Source organism: Amycolatopsis sp. NPDC102522 (assembly GCF_055584485.1).
In genome coordinates, this window is record NZ_JBVJLY010000017.1 from 135,095 (window position 1) to 152,764 (window position 17,670).

Consider the following 17,670-nt stretch of genomic DNA (forward strand, 5'->3'; position numbering starts at 1 on the left):
GCAGGCGTGTGTCGCGAAAGCCACTTTCGCGACGTCTGATGTCCCGAAAGTGGCTTTCGCGACACACCTCCGGGCTAGCGGCTGAGTGACGGCACCGCCGCAGTGGCCGGAGCGCTTTCCGCCGACCGCGCCACCGGCATCCGCGCCTTGTCCGGCGCCAGCAGGCTCCAGACCACCACCACGGCCACGTTCAGCCCCATCGACACCAGACCCGCGTTGAACCCGCCGAACGTCGCACCGGTGACGTAAAGGACGATCGCGGCGATCACCCCGGTGACCATCCCGGCGGCCACCGCGGCCGTCCGCACCCGGCGCACGAACAGGATCGCGAGCCAGCCGGGGACGACCTGAGCCAGCAGGTTGTAGGTCAGGTTCAGGATCGTGAGCATCAAGGTCGAGGCGACGAGGGTCAGGACCGCCGCCAGGACCAGGAAACTCGCCACCGCGACGACCGTCCACCGTCGTTGCGCCGTGGCCGGGATGTTCGGCGCGAGGTTGCGGCAGACCATCCCGCCGATGGTGAGCGCGGTCGCGGCGAGCACCAGAACGCCGGAGAGCGCGGCACCGGCGGCGACGAGACCGAGCAGCCAGTCGGGCAGCAAACCCTTGGCGGTCACCATGAACACCGTGTTCGGGTTCTTCAGGTCCGGATGCGCGCGCACGCCGTAGTACGCGGCCAGCACCAGGAACGGGTAGATCAGCATGTACAGCGGCATCCACACGGTCGAGCTCTTCACCGCGCGTTCGGACCGGGCCGGGAACACATACGCGCCACCGAAACCGAGGTAGAACACGATGCTCTGGAAGAGGATCGTCGTCATCGCGAACGTCAGTTCCGAGCCGCCCATGGTGGTCTGCGCCGCGCTGAGCACCTCGGGTCCGCTGACCTTCGCGGTGCCGCCAGCGGCGAGCACGACCGCCACTCCCACGAGCACGACGCCGACCAGCATGAACAGATCCTTGAGAATCGAAACGAACGCGGGCGACCGCACTCCGGAGACGGCGATGTAGACGAACGCCACGATGCCCGCCAGCACCACGCACTGCACGGGATCCAGCCGCAGGCCCAGATTGCTGAGCACCACCTGGAGACCGATGAACTGGTACTGCCCCCACGGGACCAGCGCGATCAGCATCGTGACGCAGGTGATCAGCTCGAGCCGCCTGCTGCCGAAATGCCGTCCGAACACGTCGGGCACGGTCATCGCGTCGTACCGTTTCGCCGCCCGCCACACCAGCGGGGCCAGGAAGTAGCCCAGCGAGTACGCGAGCAGGATGTAGCCGAGGAACCAGATCCCGTAGCTCGCGCCGTGCGCGTAGATCCCGCTCGGGAAGCCGATCATCGTCCCGATGCTGTACACCTCGCCGACCGCGAGGAAGTACACCAGCCACGCCGGGAACGAGCGGCCGCCGACCAGGAACTCGGAGATCCCGCCACCGCGGGTGGACCGGCCGACCCACACCGCGAGCCCGATCGAGCCCGCCATCACCACCGCCACGATCGCGATCAGCATCAGTCGTCCTCCTGGTAGTGAGCGCGGTCGAAGAAACGCCAGCTGATCCACAGGCACAGGGTGGTCAGCGGGCAGCAGCAGAACACCCAGAAGAACAGCACCGGGATGCCCAGTACCGATGCCGTCGATCCCGACAGCACCAGAATTCCCGCCAACAGGGCGAAAGCAGGGACGAACAGTCCGATGAGGACACTCGGCCAGCTGCGGATCATCGTGATACTCCCGCCGTCTCGCGCCACCAGACGACCTCGCCGCCACTGACGGTGGCGTCCACGGTCAGCTCGCGGATCCGGTCGGCGTCGACCGTGGTGGGATCGCCGGAAAGCACCGCGAGATCGGCGAGCTTCCCGATCTCCAGACTTCCCTTGAGGTTCTCCTCGCCGGCCAGGTAGGCGGCGTCGATCGTGTAGCCACGCAAAGCGGCATCGACATCGACGGCCTGTTCCGGGCCGAGCACCTTGCCCTGTCTGGTGATCCGGCGCACCGCGCACCAGATCCCCTCCAACGGCGGCACCGGCGTCACCGGGGTGTCCGAATGCAGTCCGAAGTGGATTCCGCGCGAGCGGGCCGAGACCAGCGGGCTGATCCGGCGCGCCCGCTCGGGGCCGAGGAAGACATCGCGATGCCGGTCTCCCCAGTAGTAGACGTGTTTGACGAAGAACGACGCGAGGACGTCGTGGGCGGCCATCCGGTCCAGCTGGTCTTCGCGCACCGTCTGGCAGTGTTCGATCCGGTGCCGCCTGCCGGTTCCCGTCGGCGAGCCCAGCCGCGAGTAGCCGTCGATGATCGCGTCGATCGCCGCGTCCCCGTTGCCGTGCACGGCGACCTGCCAGCCCGCCGCGTCGAGCGCGGCGATCCGGCGGCCGAGATCGGCGGGTTCGAGCAGCATCATGCCGTGCTCGTCCGGGTCGCAGGTGTAGCCCTCCGCGAGGCAGCCGGTCTTGCCCTGGATCGACCCGTCCGCGACGATCTTCACGCCCGTCATCGCGAACTTGTCGGTCACGCCGCCGGTGTCCGGCGCTTCCGGCCTTCCTTCGTCCAGACCGGGAACCAGGCCGTCGAACAGGTAGCCGCGCACCCGGACGCGTAGTTTCCCGGCCCGCCGCAGCAGCGCGTACGCCTCCAGTTCCGCGGCGCCGCCGATGAGCCCGATCCCGGTGTCGTGCACGGAGGTCACGCCGTTGGCGAGGTACTCCTCGTCCGCCAGGAGCAGGGCTTCGGCCAGTTCGCCCGCGCTCTGCCCGGGCAGCCGCGACGTGACCAGGAAGGCCGCCGTCTCGACGAGCACCCCGGTCGGCTCGCCCCGGGCGTCACGCACGATGAGCCCGCCCGGCGGATCAGGGGTCTCGGCGGTGATCCCGACTTCGCGCAGGGCGAGCGAGTTCGCGGTGCAGAAGTGCCCGGAAACGTGGGTCAGCACCACGGGATTGCGGCCGGAGACGGGGTCGAGGTCCGCCCGCGTCGGATGGCGGCCGTCGGCGAGCAGCGTGTCGTCGTAGCGGAAACCCCGGATCCACTCCCCCGACCCGAGATCCTTGGCCGCCTGGGCGACCCGGCCGACGATGTCGGCGATGGTGTCGTTGGGCGGGCTGCCGGCGTCGACCGGCGCGGCGAGTGTCATCCCGAAGAACGCCGGATGGTTGTGGGACTCGACGAAACCGGGGATCACCGTGCGCTCGGCCAGGTCGAACACCGTGGTCTCCGGGCCGATCAGCCGGGAGATCTCACGTTCGGAACCCAGCGCGGTGATCCGGCCGCCTCTCGCGGCCAGCGCGCGGACCCGTCTCCCCGCCGGGTCCAGGGTGAGCACGGTGCCCCCGAGCGCGACGAATTCGGCGGCACTACGGGGATCTTCTCGAAGGGACTGCACCACACGGACCTCCTGGCGACGTGTCCTGGCTCACGAAGGATCCCCAGACAGTGCGATACATCTGGCCGCCTGAACAGGTCCAGAACGCTCCGGTGCGGTGGTACCAGTTGCTCCTCAGCCGCCGAGCAGGTCGCGGCAGGCCTCGCCGAGCAGCCGGATTCCGGGGTCGATGTCGCGCAACGGCACCGCCGCGAAGCCGATCCGGAAGTGGTTGCGCGGCGGGTCGTCCCCGACGAAGAAGATGTCGCCGGGCTCGATCAGGACACCGTCGCGTTCGGCGCGCTCCATCAGCGCCCGGCAGTCCAGTTCGGACGGTCCGGTCATCCAGAGACTGACCCCGCCCGGCGGATACGCCGTCTGCGTCCACGGCAGGTACTCGGCGACAGCGGCGCAGGTCGCCTCCCATTTCCGCATCAGTTTCGTGCGGTACCGACGCAGGGAACGGTGATACTCGCCGCTGTCGATGAGCAGCGCCAGCGCCCGCTGGAGATGACCGGGCGGATGCCGCAGCACGTACCGCCGGATCTCCCGCAGCTCCCGCACCAGTTCACGCGGTCCGACGAGATAGCCCAGCCGCAGGCCGGGTGAGAGGAACTTGGAGAAGGTGCCGAGGTAGATCGCGTCGCCGGTGCCGTCGAGCGCCTTCAGTGCGGGGGTCGGGCTGCCGTGGTACCGGAATTCGCTGTCGTAATCGTCCTCGACGAGCACCGTGCCCGCACTCGCGGCCAGACTGAGCAGCTTTCGGCGGCGGCCGATGCTCAACGTCGCGTTCGTCGGATGGTGGTGACTCGGGGTGAGGTAGAGCAGGTCGACGCCGTCGAGGGTCTCCGGCGGGCGCAGACCGCTCTGATCGACGTCGACGCCGCGTAACCCGGCCCCGGTGCGCAGGAAGATGTGCCGGGCGTCGAGGTACCCCGGGTTCTCCATCGCGACGACGCTGTCCGGCCCGAGCAGCGCGCGGCCGAGCAGGTCGAGCCCCTGCTGCGAGCCGACGGTGATCAGCACCTCGGACGGATCGGCCTCGATCCCCCGCGCGGTGAGCAGCTGACGGCAGATCAGGTCGACCAGCATCGGGTCGTCCGAGCCGACGCTGTCCTGCAGGCTCGGGAACACGTGCGGCCGGTACAGCGCGTCGCGCAGGCAGCGGGTCCACGACCGCGCCGGGAAGGCGGTGACGTCCACCTGCCCGGCGAGGAACGGGTACGGGTAGGTGTGCCAGTCCGGGCGTTTCTCGATATGCGGCACCCCGGCGTCCGGATACCGGCGCACCCGCTTGCTCCAGTCGATGGACGGGCTGGTGCCACGCTCCTGCACAGCGCAGTGCGGCCGCATCTCCGCGTTGATGAACAGCCCGCTGCGCTCCCGGCTCTCCACGAACCCCTCGGCGACCAGCTCCTGGTAGGCGAGGTTGATGGTGTTGCGGGAGACGCTGAGTTCGGCGGACAGCTCACGCGAGCTCGGCAGCCGGTGAGCGGGGTCGAACGTGCCGATCGCGATGCCGTGCTCGATGGCGCGCCGGACCTGCCGGTAGAGCGGTTCGGCGGACGTCCGGTCGATTTCGATCAACGTTCGCGGCAACGGCACCTCCCTCACGGCGACGGGGCCGGGGTCTGAACCTAGCTCCAGATCCCGGCCCGCACCACCTAGCCGAACGCGACCGAGTCGATCCCGAGCGCCTCGCCGACCGGCGCGGACGTCAGCCGCCCGTCCACCGTGCTGACCCCGCCACGCAGCTCCGGGCACCGCTCGACGGCGCCGGACAGACCGTGGTTCGCCAGCTCCAGCGCGTAGGGCAGCGTGACGTTCGTCAGCGCGTACGTCGAGGTGTGCGGGACCGCGCCGGGCATGTTGGCGACGCAGTAGAACACCGAGTCGTGCACGGCGAACGTCGGCTCCGCGTGCGTCGTCGGCCGCGTGTCCTCGAAGCAGCCGCCCTGGTCGACGGAGATGTCGACGAGCACGCTGCCGGGCTTCATGCGAGACACGAGGTCGTTCGACACCAGGCTCGGCGCCTTGGCCCCGGGCACGAGCACCGCGCCGATCACGAGGTCGGCTTCGACCACGGCCTCCGCGATCGAGAAGGCGTTCGCCGCGGCGGTGCGGATCCGGCCCTGGTACATCCGGTCGGCGGCGCGGAGCTTGTCCACGTTCTTGTCGAACAGGACGACGTCGGCCCAGGCCCCGGCCGCGCCGGCGACCGCGTTCATCCCCGCCACCCCGGCGCCGAGCACGACCACCCGCGCCGGGGTCACCCCGGAGACCCCGCCGATGAGCACCCCGCGTCCGCCGTTGGCGCGCATCAGCGTCTGTGCGCCGACCTGCGGGGCCAGCCGTCCGGCGACCTCGCTCATCGGGAACAGCAGGGGCAGCGAACCGTTCGGCAGCTGCACCGTCTCGTAGGCCACCGACGTCGTGCCGGCGTCCAGCAGCGCCCGCGTGCACGGCTCGCTCGCGGCGAGGTGCAGGTAGGTGAACAGCAGCTGGTCGCGCCGCAGGCGGTGGTACTCCTCGGCGATCGGCTCCTTGACCTTGAGCACGAGTTCGCCGGTCGCCCAGACGTCGTCGGCGCTGTCCAGCACCTTCGCCCCCGCCGCGGCGTAGTCCTCGTCGCGGAGGGAAGACCCTTCCCCGGCTCCGCGCTCGACGAACACCTCATGCCCGGCCGAGGTGAACTCGTGCACGCCCGCGGGTGTCACCGCGACCCGGTACTCGTGGTTCTTGACTTCACGAGGGACACCGATCTTCATCTCACGCTCCCGTCTGTTCCAAAAGGCAGTGACGCTGAGCGTGCGGCACGACTGGAACGGCCAGAAGGGCCAGAATCCCCGTGATCGAGGGGTCCAGTTGGTTGAGGACCAAGCACTGGTCATAGCGGTGGGCTATGACGTCCTCGTCCGGCACCGGCTACCGCCCCGTCCCGCGTCCGGTCCACAGTGGCCGGGTGGGAACCCTGGCCATGACCTCGCTTGCGGCGGCGGCCGGGGTCGTCGCCCAGCGCCTTTCCGGTATGGGGCTTTCCCTGCTGTGCGTCCCGTTCCTGGCGCTGGCGCTGGGCCCGCTCGACGCCGTCCGGCTCACCCTGCTGCTCGGCTTCCCGGTCTATCTCGCGGTCGCGATCACCCACTGGCGGGCGATCAGGTGGGCGCAGGTCGCCTGGCTGACGGCGCCCGCGGTGGTGTTCACGCCGGTCGTCGCGCTCGTGGTCCGCGGCGTTCCCGAACGTCCGCTGCTGCTCGCGGCGGGTGGCTGCTGTGTCCTCGCTGTCGGCGTGCTGGCGAGCGGCATCACCGGCAGACGACTCGCGGGCAGGACGGGTGCCGTCGGCGCGGGCGTGCTGAGCGCGGCGATGAACTCCGTCGCCGGGCTCTCCGGGCCCGCCGTGGCGGTGTACGGGGCGAGCGCGGGCTGGGGTGCGGACGAGACGCGCGGGACGCTGTCGATCTACTTCTTCCTGCTCGGCCTGGTCGCGCTGCCCAGTCTCGGCTGGGTGGAGGTGCCCGCGAGCGTGCTCGTCTCGGTCGCGGGCGCCGCCCTCATCGGGGATCTGCTGGGACGGGCGCTGAGCCGACGGGTCGGCGAACGCTCCGTTCGCTGGTCCGTCCTCCTGCTTTCGGCGGCGGGTGGCGCGCTGACGCTGGCGCAGGCGGTCTGAGCTGGGTGGTCTCGGTACAGGGGGACGCATGTGGCGATCCGGGTTATTGAGGGGTAAGGCAAACCTGGCGTGTTTGTGGACGGTGTCGGTGACTCTGCGCGACACCGGGTCGTTGGCGTCGACTGTGTGGATTTTGGTGCGTTGGATGACCAGAAATCCACACACTCCTGTCGTGACCGGACCGGTCACGACAGTCGGACAGGGGGGTGTGTGGAAATAGGGACGTTGAGCGCCCCTATTTCCACACACCCCTCACCCTGAGTGACAACACGCGCCCTCGTCGACCCCACACCTTTGCCTAACCCCTCAATAGAACCCCACTTGCCACTCACGACCAACCCGACCCACCACGGCGCGGCACCCTTGTCGCCTGCCGTGCTACTGCTGTGACTGTTGGTGCATGTGGGACGCATGTGGCGATCCGCAAGTACATGAAGGACTCCTTCATTGCGTCTAGCGCAGTGAAGGAGTCCTTCATGTACTTGGGAAAGTGTCCTTCACGGACAGGACCGGCGATCAACCCCAGCCAGAATCCCGTAGGCACCCAAGGCACTCTTGGCCCGAACCCGAATCGCCGCTCACGCCCCCTGTACCGCGACTTTCGCTCCCGGTGACCGGTAATACGATGGCCGGTGATGACACCGCCGGACCGCCCCGTATGGCGATCGCGCGCGTGGCTGGTCGCCTCCGCGGTGCTGGTCGTGGCCGCGGTCGCGCTGCTGGCCGTCGGCGCGAACGGGCCGGGCGCGGTCATCGCGCCGATTCTCGTCGTGGCCACGGCCATCGGAGTGACGACGTGGACGCTGGTTCGCGCCCGCAAGCGGCGCCTCGACTACGAAGCACGTCTTACCGGCTGGGCGGCGGAGCACGCCACGCATCATGAGCGGCTCCGGATCGCCCGGGAACTCCACGACATCGTTTCCCACGGCCTCGGCGTGATCACGCTGCGGGCCAGTGCGGCGAGGCTGGTCCGAGGAGACGTCCGGGAAGCGGAGCGCGAGCAGGCGCTCGTCGACATCGAGCAGGCGAGCCGGGACGCGGTCACCGAACTCCGGCGCATGCTGGCGGTGCTTCGCGATCCTGACGAGCGCGGCGCGCCGTTGCGGCCCGTGCTGAACCTGTCGGATCTTCCGGCCATCGTCGAGGCCGCCCGCCCGCTGGGCCTCGAGCCGCGGCTGGACGTCGGCGAACTGGGGGACGTTTCCCCTGGGGTACAAGCGACAGTCTGCGAAATCGTCCGCGAAGCAGTCGCGAACACCGCGCGGTACGCAGGACCGACGATCGCTCGCGTCGATCTACGGCGTGAGGGCGACACGATCCTCGTGACCGTCGAGGACGACGGGCCGCGAGGTGCCTGGTCCCCCGCCCGCGGTGCCGGCCACGGCCTGGCGGGACTTCGAGAACGTGCCGAGATGCTCGGCGGCGACCTACGCGCGGCTCCGGCCGGAGCAGGATTCCGGCTCACCGCGCGGCTACCCGACGGAGCATGGTGACGAATCCCGAACAGCCACCGATCCGGGTCCTGCTCGCCGACGACCAACGGCTGTTGCGGCACAGCCTGGCGATCATCATCGGCGCCACGCCGGACATGGTCGTCGTCGGACAGGCCGAGGACGGAACCCAAGCGGTGGACATGGCGCGGCGGCTGAGCCCGGACGTGGTGCTGATGGACATCCGCATGCCCGGCCAGGACGGGATCGTGGCCACCAAGGAGATCAGCGCCTCCCCCGACCTGGCCGGGACCAGGATCCTCGTCCTGAGCATGTTCGAACTGGACGAGTACGTCTACGGCGCGCTCCGCGCGGGAGCGAGCGGTTTCCTGCTCAAGGACACCGAACCCGACGAGCTCATCGCCGCCGTCCGCCGGACGCACGCCGGCGAATCCCTCTTCGCGCCCGCCATCCTCACCCGGTTGATCGAGCACTACGTCACGGCGCCGCCGCACCAGGGCCCGCGCCCGACGTCAGGGCTGACCCAGCGTGAGGTCGAGATCCTCACGTTCGTCGGCCGCGGGTTGTCCAACACCGAGATCGCCGAGACGCTGACCATCTCCATCAAGACGGTGAAGACGCACATCAGCCGGCTGTTGAGCAAGCTTTCGGCCCGCGATCGCGCTCAGCTGGTGATCACGGCGTACGACCTCGGACTGGTGGTTCCGCGAAGCTGAGGCGTGCGGTCAAGCATCCCGCCGGTGGAACGTGGTCGCCGAAACCCCTACGGCGACGAGCGTCCAGCCCAACGCGACGAGGTCGTGGCTCGCGACGTCCGGCAGATAGGCCGCGAACGTGACTCGATCGCGGAGAAGCGGACCCACGATGAAGTAGTACCCGAGCAGCCCCGCCACCGCCGGAACACTCCGCCGCAGGACGGTCGCGACGGCGGCGGAGAGCACCGCGGTGAGTGCGAGGTAGGCACTCGCTCCCACCCATGACCCACCGGCCGGCACGGTGACGATGGCCGCGGGGACGGCCACGATCAGGAGGGCGGCCATTTTGGCCAGGTGCAGAGCGATCCGGCGTGGCATGGCGGTGAGGGTCACGTGGATCTGGCCGCCGCTGTACTCCGACGTCACGGCGATGACGCCGAGAACGATGAACCCCGCCTGGGTATAGCCGACAGGCGAGATGCCTTGTCGCGACAAAGGAATCGCGAGGAGCGCCGAAACCCCCAGAGTGCCGAGCAGGGTGAAGTACGTCGCGGGCAGGCTGAGCAGCTTGAGGATCTCGGCCCGGACGCCCGTCATGCGTCCCGCCCGCGAAAGACCAGGAAACCCGCGGTGAGCAGCGCGGCGACCCAGGCCGTCATCACCAGGCCACCGGCGACCGGCGAAAGCTGCACGGGCAGCTCCACTCGCCTGATGAACAGGCGAAACCCGGCCAGGTCGGGGAAGAACGCGGCCAGCGGCGTGAGTTTCGAGAGCAGGTAGGTGACCGTGACCACCGACGTGTTCAGGATCAGCACGGTGAGCGGCAGGATGCCGTTACGCGTCAACAAAGTCAGGCCGGACGCGAGCAGCGCCGTCAGTACCCAGTAGAGGACGACTCCGGGCAGGCGCCCGAAGTCACTCGCGCCCAGCAGCGCTTCGACGTTCGTCAGCGTGATGGCGGCGGAAACCGCCGCCATCACGCTGACCACGGTGCTCACGGCGGCCAGCTTCGCGATCAGCGACCGCCGCCGGGACGGCACGACCGTGAGACTCGTGGTGATCTGGCGGCTGCCTCCGGCGTTCTCCCCTTCCGTGGTGTATTCGCTGCTCACCGCGACGACGCCCAGGATGATCGCGCCCACCACGCCGAACGCGAGTTCCTGAAACCCGATGTCCACGTTGCCACGCGCTGCCGCCGACTTCGCGTTGAGGAACGTGAGGCCGGCCGGGACCAGCACGCCGATCGCCGACGCGGCCCAGACCGACGGCAGCGAGCTGAGCTTGCGCAGTTCGCTCCGGTAGGCCCTCATCGCGCGACCTCGGTGGTGAGCGCGAAGAAGGCGTCCTCCAGGCTCCGGTGCCCGCCGACGACTTCGGCGAGCGTTCCCTGTGCGACGATCCTGCCGCCGTCGATCACCACGACGTCGTCGACGGTTTCCGACAGTTCTCCCATGAGATGGCTCGACAGCAGGACGGTTCGCCCGGCCGCGGCCCGCTCGCGGAGGAAGCCGCGAATCCAGCGGATGCCTTCCGGATCGAGACCGTTGACCGGTTCGTCGAGCACCAGCACCTCGGGGTCGCCGAGCAGCGCCGCCGCCAGGGCCAGCCGTCGCCCCATCCCCAGCGAGTAGCCGCGGACGCGTTTGCCGGCGGACGCGGACAGCCCGACCTCCGCCAGGACCTCGTCCACCCTGCCGCGCGGGATACCGCCCGCCGCGGCGACCCACTTCAGATGCGCCCGGGCGGTGCGCGAGCGATGCGCCCCGGAGCCGTCGAGTACGGCGCCGACCTTGCGCAGCGGATCCCGCAGTTCGGCGAACGGAACGCCGTCGACCAGCGCTGTTCCCGAGGTCGGCCGGTCGAGTCCGAGCAGGATCCGCAGGGTCGAGGACTTCCCGGCACCGTTGGGCCCGAGGAAGCCGGTCACCCTGCCGGGACGCGCTTCGAAACTGACTTCGGAGAGGATCGTCGCCGATCCTCGTCGCTTGGTGAGCCGGTCGAACTTGAGCATCAGGTCTTCTTCCCGTCGAGCGCGATCACGTCGCTCGCCAGTCCATCCCGGCGGGACACCCGCTCGCGTCGGACCGGGGACCGATCCTGACCGGCGCCCCTGGGCCCTGGGTCCTACGGCCGCGACCTTCGGGTCACCTGAAGATGTGCCCGTGTTCCTGGCGGGCCCGGCAGGCCGCTGCCCACAATCGGGCCATGGCTGTCCTCGATGAACGCGCCGCTGCCCGGCGGCTGGCCGATCGCTTCGGCTTCGGCCCCCGCCCCGGGGAGCCGCTCCCGGCCCTGGACGCCCTCCTGTCGCCGGGAGGCGCACGGCAGGCACCGCCGCTGGCCGCGCTGCCCGACCGCAAGGACAAGAAGGAGAACAAGCAGGCCAGAGCCGAGCAGGAGCAGCGGCTGGCGATCTGGTGGCTGGACCGCATGGTCGCCGACGACGCCGAGCGCCTCACCTGGTTCTGGCACGGGCATTTCGCCACCAGCGAGCAGAAGGTCCGCGAGCCGGCGCTGATGCTGGCGCAGAACGAGACCTTCCACCAGCTCGGCCGGGGCGCGTTCACCGCACTGGCCAAGGCGCTGGTGGTGGACCCGGCGATGCTGAAATGGCTCGACGGCAACGACAACAAGGTCGGTTCGCCGAACGAGAACCTGGCGCGGGAGTTCATGGAACTGTTCACGCTCGGCGTCGGGCACTACTCCGAGCAGGACGTACGCGAGTCGGCCCGCGCGCTCACCGGCTGGACGCTGGACAAGAAGACCGGCGCGGCCACACTGAAAACCCAACGCCAGGACCACGGCCCGAAACAGATCTTCGGCCGGACAGTCGACTTCGCCGCGGAGTCCTTTGTGGACCTCGTGCTGGAACGGCCGGAATCGGCGGCCTTCGTGACCGGGCGGTTGTGGTTCCGCCTGGTTTCACCGACACCGCCGCCACCGGACGCGCAGCAGCGGGTCATCGCGGCGTACGGGCCGGGCCGGGACATCCAGGCCGCACTCCGGGCGATCGCCGGGGAACCGGCGTTCCGGGACACGGCCACGACGATCGTCAAGCAGCCCGTCGAGTGGCTGGTCGGCCTGCTGCGCGGCGCCGGCGTGAAGGCGAGCGATCTCGACCCCAAGAAGCTGCTCAACGGCTTGCGCGGGATGGGACAGCTGCCGTTCCGGCCACCGAGCGTCGGCGGCTGGCCCGCGGGCGGGGCGTGGCTGACGACGTCGGCCGGGGTGGCGCGGATGAACCTCGCGCGGCTGGTCGCCCAGAAAGCGCGGGACGACGCCCTGGGCCGGCTACAGGAAACCTTCGGGATCGACACCTGGTCCGACCGGACCAAGACCGCGCTGGACGGCGTGGCCAAGGACCCTCGCACACTGCTCACGGTGGCCGCGTGCGCGCCTGAGTATGTCGTGAGCGGATGAGGAGGACAGCATGAAAACCGTGACCCGGCGCCGTTTTCTCACCCTGACCGGGGTGACCGCGGCCGGCGCGCTCGCCGTCGGCGCGACCAGGGTGGACTGGGACTCGCTGATGACCGCGGCCGCGGAGAACCCGCTGGATCCGAACGCGGGAGTCCTGGTGGTCGTCACGCTCTACGGCGGCAACGACGGGCTGAACACGGTGATCCCGGCGGGCGACAAGGCCTACCAGGACGCGAGGCCCGACCTGGCCTATCAGCCGGGGGAAGTGCTCGACCTCGGCGAGGGGCTCGGGCTGAACCCCGGCATGAAAGGGCTGAAAGACCTGTGGGACGAGCGAAAACTGGCTGTCGTGCGGGGAGTCGGCTATCCGAAGCCGGACCACAGTCACTTCCGGTCGATGGCGATCTGGCAGACAGCCTCCCCCGACACCTCGGTGCCGACAGGCTGGCTCGGACGCTGGCTGGACACCTCCGGCGCGGATCCCCTGCGCGCGGTCTCGGTCGAGCCGGTGCTTCCGCCGCTGTTGGCCGGGGAGAGCACCGCGGCCGCGTCGATGCCGGTCGGCGGGCTGGTGCTGCCGAAGGGTGAAGTGGGCACCGCCTTCGCCGCTCTCGGCGCGCCGCTCCCCGGCGAGGATCCCTGGCGTGCCAGGGCCGCTCGCTCGATCGGCGATCTGCACAACGCCGTCCGCGTTCTCGGTGGAGCCGCGCATGACGCGTCCGAAAAGGACGATGAGGACGAGCAGCGGAACAAGGGAGCGTCGGCGGGCGGCGGCTCGGGCCTCGCCGCTCAGCTGGACCTCGTGGCGGGACTGGTCGAGGCCGGCGTGCCGACGCGCGCGTATTCCGTGTCGCTCGGCGGATTCGACACCCATTCCGACGAGCGTGGCACGCAGCAGCGGCTCCTCACCGAACTCGACACCGCGCTGACACCGTTCGTGCGGCGGCTGCAGGGCAGCGACCGGGGCAAGCAGGTCACCGTGCTGGTGTACTCGGAATTCGGGCGGCGCGTGCGCGCGAACGCCAGTGACGGCACCGATCACGGCACCGCGGGCCCGATGTTCGTGCTCGGCGAGCACGTCCAGGGCGGTTTCCACGGCGAGCAACCGAGCCTGACCGATCTCGACGACGACGATCTCAAGGCGACGACCGACTTCCGCGACGTCTACGCCACCGTGCTCGGCGACGTCCTCGGCACCGATCCCGGCCGGGTCCTGTCCGGGCACACCACCCGGCTGGAGAACCTCATCCGTACGGCAGGGTGAGCCGGAACCCCGCGTCTTCGCAGGTCAGGTCCCCGCCGTGGGCCCTGGCCAGGCCGCGGGCGATCGTCAGGCCCAGTCCCGAACCACCGCGATCACGGCGCCGGGCGGTGTCCAGGCGCACCAACCTGCCGAAGATCCGCTCCCGGTCCTCCACCGGCACGCCGGGCCCGGAATCGGTGACCACGACGAAGACACCGTCCGCCGACTGTCCACAATGGAACTCTATCCGGCCGGTGTCACCCGCCGCGTTCCTGGCGTTGTCCGCGAGGTTCGCCAGGATCTGGGTGACGCGGGCTTCGTCGGCGACGGTCTCGGCCTCCGGGCCGGACACCACCACCGTCGACGACGGCGCCAGCAGCGTCAGCCGGTCCGCCTGATTTCGCGCGAGCTCCCGCAGGCGCACCGTTTCCGGCTCCAGCCGGACACCGGCGTCGATCCGCGCGAGGTCCAGCAGATCCTCGACCAGCCGTCCGGCCCGCCGCGATTCCCGGATCAGCAGCAGCTCCAGCTGTTCGCGTTGTTCGGGCCGCGCGTCGGGGCCCAGCTCCAGCACCGCTTCGGCGGCCGCTTGCACCCCGGCGACCGGCGTGCGCAGTTCGTGCGCGGCGTCCGCGACGAAGGTGCGCATCCGTTCTTCGGACGCCTCCAGGGAATTCAGCATCTCGTCGAAGGCCTCCGCCGTGCGGCCCAGTTCGGTGTCCGTCCGCGAAGGCGACAAACGGCCACCCCGGCTACCCGACGCGATCGACCGCGCCAGCCCGGTCATCCGGTCCAGCGGCAGGAGGGCGACCCGCATCCCGAGCAGCAGCGCGAACGCCGTCACCACGATCGCGACCAGCCCGCCGATCACCAGTACCCGGGCCAAGGTGCGCTCGGCGCCGTCGAGCAACGCGGTGTCCGCGGTCAGGACCAGTTCGGCGCCGTCGATCCGCGGCGGCCCCGAAAGCACGGCCTTCACCCGTTTCCCGTCGCCGGAACGCTCCGGCGGCGTGCCGATGGTGTCCCCCGACGGCAGCCGCAGGCTCACCACCACCCCGCGCGCGTCGATCCGGCGCACCAGATTCGACGGCGCGACGTTCTCCTTCGCCAGCTGCTGAGCCAGCTGCACCCGTCCCGCGAGCAACGCGTTCAGATTCCGCTCGCCCTGGGCGGAGAACACGGCGGAGATGGTGAATCCCAGCGCCACCAGCACCACCCCGAGCACCAAGGACGCCGTCACGGTCACCCGGCGGCGCAGGGAAACGGTGCCGAGGCGGCTCATGCGTCCCCGTCGCGCAGGACATAACCGAGGCCGCGCACGGTGTGCAGCAGCCGCGGGCCGTTCGCCTCCAGTTTGCGGCGCAAGGCGCTGATGTGGACCTCGACCAGGTTCGCCGCGTAGTCGTCGTAGCCCCAGACCCCGGTGAGCAGCTGCGCCTTCCCGACCACGCGGTCCCGGCGGTTCGCGAGGAAGGTGAGCAGTTTCAGCTCGGTCGCGGTCAGCTCGACCGATACCCCGGCCCGGCGCACCACTCCGGATTCGACGTCGATCAGCAGGTCGCCGACCTCGACGACCGGACGCGTCCGGCCCAGCCGCCGCAGCACCGCCTCCACCCTGGCCACGAGTTCGGCCAGCACGAACGGCTTCGTCACGTAGTCGTCGGCGCCCTCGCCGAACCCGCGGAGCCTGTCGTCCACGGCGTCCCGCGCGGTCAGCAGCAGCACCCCGGCCGTGGTGGACCGGCGCACGACCTTCAGCAGCTCGAAACCGTCGCGCCCGGGCAGCATGACGTCCAGCACCACCAGATCGGGCCGGAACTCGGCGAGGCACCGTTCCAGCTGTTCACCGTCCGGCAAGCCGAGCACCCGGTGCCCGGCGCCGGTCAGCGCGGACTCGACAGCGGCGCGGATCGCCTCCGCGTCCTCGACGAGCAGCACCCGAGCCGGTTCCATGCGCCCATTCTCCCCGCTCGGGAGGAACGCGCAGGGATCTTCAGCCGATCCTCAGGCAGGCGGCGAGCCGGGTTCGGCGCCCGCGACCTCCGAGTACGGCCCGATCGCCTCGACGCGTCCGTGATTCAGCAGGACGGTCTTGTCTGCCGCCTGGATCGTGGACGGCCGGTGCGCGATCACCAGCAGCGTGCATTCGGCGGTGATGTGCTCGATGGTGCGGGCCAGGACCGCTTCGTTCGCCGCGTCCAGCTGTGAGGTCGGTTCGTCGAGCAGCAGCAGCTGCGGCCGTGGCAGCAGGGCCCGCGCGATGGCGACGCGTTGCTGCTCACCCCCGGAGAGGGCGCTGCCGTGCTCACCCACCGGGGTGTCGAGGCCTTGCGGCAAGCGGCGGACGAGACCTTCCAGGCTGGCCAGTTCGACGGCACGCTCGATCTCGGCGGCTTCGGCACCGGGTTTGGCGTAGACGATGTTCTCCCGCAGGGTGCCGTGCATGACCGGTGCGCTCTGCTCCACCAAGCTGATCGCCTCACGGCACTCGTCGACGGACATCTCGTGGGTGCTGTCCCGTCCACCCAGGAGGATGTGCCCGGTCTGCGGATCGTGGAAGCGGGCTATCAGCGCGAAAATCGTCGACTTGCCCGCGCCGGACGGGCCGACCAGCGCGACGTGACTGTTGCGTTCGACGCTGAACGACACCTCCCGCAACACCGGACGGTCGGGTTCGTAGGAGAAACCCACCTCGCGGAATTCGATCGCCGGGGTCTCGGTGCCCGGGGAGTTCTCGAGAGTGCGGGGGCGGGTGGTCGCCGGCCGCGCGATTTCCTCGTCCTCGGTGGGAATCCGCGTGACGTCGTCGACTCGCTGCAGGGCGGCCAATCCTCGTTGCAGCGTGGCGAAGACGTCGAACATGTTCGCCATCGGCGTGGCGATATAGGTGACGTAGAGCAGAAATCCGACGAGGTCGGCCAGCGAGGTCCCGCCGCCGGCCACCCGCAGCCCGCCCACCACGAGCACGGTGATCATGGCGCCGTGCACGGCGAGGGTCATCGCCGGATTGATGACGGCGTTGCGTTTGACGGCTTGCAGGCTGCTCGCATAGGCCTCCTGGGCGAGGCGGCCGATGCGGTCCTTCTCACGGCCTTCGGCGCGCATTACCCGAACGGTCCGGATAGCCGAAAGCGCACGTTCCAGCTCGGCGCTCATCCCGCCGAGGTTGTCCTGCGCGTCTTCCACCGAGGTGCGGATTCCCGACAGCAGCAGAAGGGTCAGGCCGCCGATCGTGCCGACGATCGCGGCCACGATGAGGAACATCATCGCGTCCAGCCAGATCATCATGGCGATGCCGCCGATGATGATGAACACGCCGACGGTGGCCTCGACGAGGTCGTACGCCAGTGAATCGCGCAGCAGGGTGGTGTCGCTGGTGGTACGGGTGAGCAGGTCACCGAGGCGATGCTGCTGGTAGCGGCGCATCGGCCAGCGCAGCAGCCTGTCGACGATGCGCAACCTCAACCCCAGGACGATGCTCTCGCCGGTGCGTTCGAGCATGTAGTGGCTGAAGGCGGTGATGACGGCTTCGGCCAGGAAAACCAAGCCCAGCAAGGTCAGCAGCAGCGCGTAAGGGCGGCTGCCGGAGAACGCGTCGATGGTTTTGGTCGCCAGCAAGGGCTGCGCCAGACCGGTCAGGCCGCCGAGCAGTGCCAATCCCATCGCCCCGGCGATGGGCAGCCGATGGCCGCGGGTGATCCGGACGAGCTCGCGCCAATTCACCCGCACTTTCTCGTCGGTCTCCGGCTCCTGATCTTCCTCGTCCACATCGGCGTTCCGATCGGCGCGACCGGACTGGACCTCGGTGACCATGCAGGCTCCCTG

16 protein-coding genes are annotated in these 17,670 nt (G+C 69.7%); 5 read left to right on the top strand and 11 right to left on the bottom strand.

The annotated features are described in order from the left end of the window. Window positions 1–74: 74 nt before the first annotated feature. From ACZ6YV_RS31530 to ald, 5 genes are all read right to left on the bottom strand, one after another. A complete protein-coding gene (locus ACZ6YV_RS31530) occupies window positions 75–1,514 on the bottom strand; it encodes a sodium:solute symporter family protein (protein WP_465513076.1) in 1,440 nt (479 codons plus the stop codon). Next, window positions 1,514–1,726 (bottom strand): DUF3311 domain-containing protein, encoded by a 213-nt coding sequence (locus ACZ6YV_RS31535; RefSeq protein WP_465513077.1) that lies wholly within the window; start codon window positions 1,724–1,726, stop codon window positions 1,514–1,516. The genes ACZ6YV_RS31530 and ACZ6YV_RS31535 overlap by 1 nt, the downstream gene beginning before the upstream one ends. Next, a complete protein-coding gene (locus tag ACZ6YV_RS31540) occupies window positions 1,723–3,387 on the bottom strand; it encodes an amidohydrolase (protein WP_465513078.1) in 1,665 nt (554 codons plus the stop codon). Before ACZ6YV_RS31540 ends, ACZ6YV_RS31535 begins: the two co-directional genes overlap by 4 nt. A 111-nt stretch (window positions 3,388–3,498) precedes the next feature. After that, window positions 3,499–4,962, bottom strand: coding sequence for a MocR-like pyridoxine biosynthesis transcription factor PdxR (pdxR, locus tag ACZ6YV_RS31545; protein WP_465513079.1), 1,464 nt, complete (start codon window positions 4,960–4,962; stop codon window positions 3,499–3,501). A 65-nt stretch (window positions 4,963–5,027) separates the two neighbouring features. Continuing rightward, window positions 5,028–6,131 carry an alanine dehydrogenase gene (ald, locus tag ACZ6YV_RS31550; protein ID WP_465513080.1) on the bottom strand — a complete coding sequence of 368 codons (1,104 nt, stop codon included), beginning with the start codon at window positions 6,129–6,131 and terminating at the stop codon, window positions 5,028–5,030. A gap of 134 nt (window positions 6,132–6,265) precedes the next feature. On the opposite strand from ald, the gene ACZ6YV_RS31555 reads away from it, so the two are divergent. From ACZ6YV_RS31555 to ACZ6YV_RS31565, 3 genes are all read left to right on the top strand, one after another. Next, window positions 6,266–7,036, top strand: coding sequence for a TSUP family transporter (locus tag ACZ6YV_RS31555; protein ID WP_465513081.1), 771 nt, complete (start codon window positions 6,266–6,268; stop codon window positions 7,034–7,036). 635 nt (window positions 7,037–7,671) lie between these two features. Continuing rightward, window positions 7,672–8,529, top strand: coding sequence for a sensor histidine kinase (locus tag ACZ6YV_RS31560; RefSeq protein ID WP_465513082.1), 858 nt, complete (start codon window positions 7,672–7,674; stop codon window positions 8,527–8,529). Further along, the gene (locus tag ACZ6YV_RS31565) at window positions 8,523–9,203 is read left to right on the top strand and encodes a response regulator (RefSeq protein ID WP_465513083.1); all 681 of its coding nucleotides are present in this window, start codon (window positions 8,523–8,525) and stop codon (window positions 9,201–9,203) included. The genes ACZ6YV_RS31560 and ACZ6YV_RS31565 overlap by 7 nt, the downstream gene beginning before the upstream one ends. Before the next feature lie 9 nt (window positions 9,204–9,212). On the opposite strand, the gene ACZ6YV_RS31570 is transcribed toward ACZ6YV_RS31565, so the two are convergent. The 3 genes from ACZ6YV_RS31570 to ACZ6YV_RS31580 are packed head-to-tail and all read right to left on the bottom strand — an operon-like array spanning window position 9,213 to window position 11,193. Next, a complete protein-coding gene (locus tag ACZ6YV_RS31570) occupies window positions 9,213–9,779 on the bottom strand; it encodes a hypothetical protein (RefSeq protein WP_465513084.1) in 567 nt (188 codons plus the stop codon). After that, a complete protein-coding gene (locus ACZ6YV_RS31575; RefSeq protein ID WP_465513085.1) occupies window positions 9,776–10,492 on the bottom strand; it encodes an ABC transporter permease in 717 nt (238 codons plus the stop codon). The genes ACZ6YV_RS31570 and ACZ6YV_RS31575 overlap by 4 nt, the downstream gene beginning before the upstream one ends. Continuing rightward, on the bottom strand, window positions 10,489–11,193 hold the full coding sequence (locus ACZ6YV_RS31580) for an ABC transporter ATP-binding protein (protein WP_465513086.1): 705 nt from the start codon (window positions 11,191–11,193) through the stop codon (window positions 10,489–10,491). The genes ACZ6YV_RS31575 and ACZ6YV_RS31580 overlap by 4 nt, the downstream gene beginning before the upstream one ends. Before the next feature lie 194 nt (window positions 11,194–11,387). Here ACZ6YV_RS31580 and ACZ6YV_RS31585 point away from each other — a divergent pair, with 194 nt between their 5' ends. Both ACZ6YV_RS31585 and ACZ6YV_RS31590 read left to right on the top strand, forming a co-directional pair. Beyond that, entirely contained in the window at window positions 11,388–12,602 is a 1,215-nt protein-coding gene (locus ACZ6YV_RS31585; RefSeq protein ID WP_465513087.1) for a DUF1800 domain-containing protein, read from the top strand. Window positions 12,603–12,612: 10 nt separating this feature from the next. Further along, window positions 12,613–13,866, top strand: coding sequence for a DUF1501 domain-containing protein (locus tag ACZ6YV_RS31590; RefSeq protein ID WP_465513088.1), 1,254 nt, complete (start codon window positions 12,613–12,615; stop codon window positions 13,864–13,866). On the opposite strand, the gene ACZ6YV_RS31595 is transcribed toward ACZ6YV_RS31590, so the two are convergent. The 3 genes from ACZ6YV_RS31595 to ACZ6YV_RS31605 are packed head-to-tail and all read right to left on the bottom strand — an operon-like array spanning window position 13,847 to window position 17,658. After that, window positions 13,847–15,127 (bottom strand): sensor histidine kinase, encoded by a 1,281-nt coding sequence (locus ACZ6YV_RS31595; protein ID WP_465513089.1) that lies wholly within the window; start codon window positions 15,125–15,127, stop codon window positions 13,847–13,849. The two genes, ACZ6YV_RS31590 and ACZ6YV_RS31595, sit on opposite strands and share 20 nt — an antisense overlap. Next, window positions 15,124–15,798, bottom strand: coding sequence for a response regulator transcription factor (locus tag ACZ6YV_RS31600; protein WP_465513090.1), 675 nt, complete (start codon window positions 15,796–15,798; stop codon window positions 15,124–15,126). Before ACZ6YV_RS31600 ends, ACZ6YV_RS31595 begins: the two co-directional genes overlap by 4 nt. Before the next feature lie 51 nt (window positions 15,799–15,849). Further along, a complete protein-coding gene (locus ACZ6YV_RS31605; protein ID WP_465513091.1) occupies window positions 15,850–17,658 on the bottom strand; it encodes an ABC transporter ATP-binding protein in 1,809 nt (602 codons plus the stop codon). Window positions 17,659–17,670 lie beyond the last annotated feature (12 nt).

What these genes read in the sequence shown, in the direction of transcription:
- ACZ6YV_RS31570 (WP_465513084.1), bottom strand. Translation starts at nt 9,779, where the DNA reads ATGACGGGCGTCCGGGCCGAGATCCTCAAGCTGCTCAGCCTGCCCGCG.
- ACZ6YV_RS31535 (WP_465513077.1), bottom strand. Translation starts at nt 1,726, where the DNA reads ATGATCCGCAGCTGGCCGAGTGTCCTCATCGGACTGTTCGTCCCTGCT.
- ACZ6YV_RS31605 (WP_465513091.1), bottom strand. Translation starts at nt 17,658, where the DNA reads ATGGTCACCGAGGTCCAGTCCGGTCGCGCCGATCGGAACGCCGATGTG.
- ACZ6YV_RS31580 (WP_465513086.1), bottom strand. Translation starts at nt 11,193, where the DNA reads ATGCTCAAGTTCGACCGGCTCACCAAGCGACGAGGATCGGCGACGATC.
- ACZ6YV_RS31560 (WP_465513082.1), top strand. Translation starts at nt 7,672, where the DNA reads ATGACACCGCCGGACCGCCCCGTATGGCGATCGCGCGCGTGGCTGGTC.
- ACZ6YV_RS31555 (WP_465513081.1), top strand. Translation starts at nt 6,266, where the DNA reads ATGACGTCCTCGTCCGGCACCGGCTACCGCCCCGTCCCGCGTCCGGTC.
- ACZ6YV_RS31565 (WP_465513083.1), top strand. Translation starts at nt 8,523, where the DNA reads ATGGTGACGAATCCCGAACAGCCACCGATCCGGGTCCTGCTCGCCGAC.
- ACZ6YV_RS31600 (WP_465513090.1), bottom strand. Translation starts at nt 15,798, where the DNA reads ATGGAACCGGCTCGGGTGCTGCTCGTCGAGGACGCGGAGGCGATCCGC.
- ald (WP_465513080.1), bottom strand. Translation starts at nt 6,131, where the DNA reads ATGAAGATCGGTGTCCCTCGTGAAGTCAAGAACCACGAGTACCGGGTC.
- ACZ6YV_RS31590 (WP_465513088.1), top strand. Translation starts at nt 12,613, where the DNA reads ATGAAAACCGTGACCCGGCGCCGTTTTCTCACCCTGACCGGGGTGACC.
- ACZ6YV_RS31575 (WP_465513085.1), bottom strand. Translation starts at nt 10,492, where the DNA reads ATGAGGGCCTACCGGAGCGAACTGCGCAAGCTCAGCTCGCTGCCGTCG.
- ACZ6YV_RS31585 (WP_465513087.1), top strand. Translation starts at nt 11,388, where the DNA reads ATGGCTGTCCTCGATGAACGCGCCGCTGCCCGGCGGCTGGCCGATCGC.
- ACZ6YV_RS31595 (WP_465513089.1), bottom strand. Translation starts at nt 15,127, where the DNA reads ATGAGCCGCCTCGGCACCGTTTCCCTGCGCCGCCGGGTGACCGTGACG.
- ACZ6YV_RS31530 (WP_465513076.1), bottom strand. Translation starts at nt 1,514, where the DNA reads ATGCTGATCGCGATCGTGGCGGTGGTGATGGCGGGCTCGATCGGGCTC.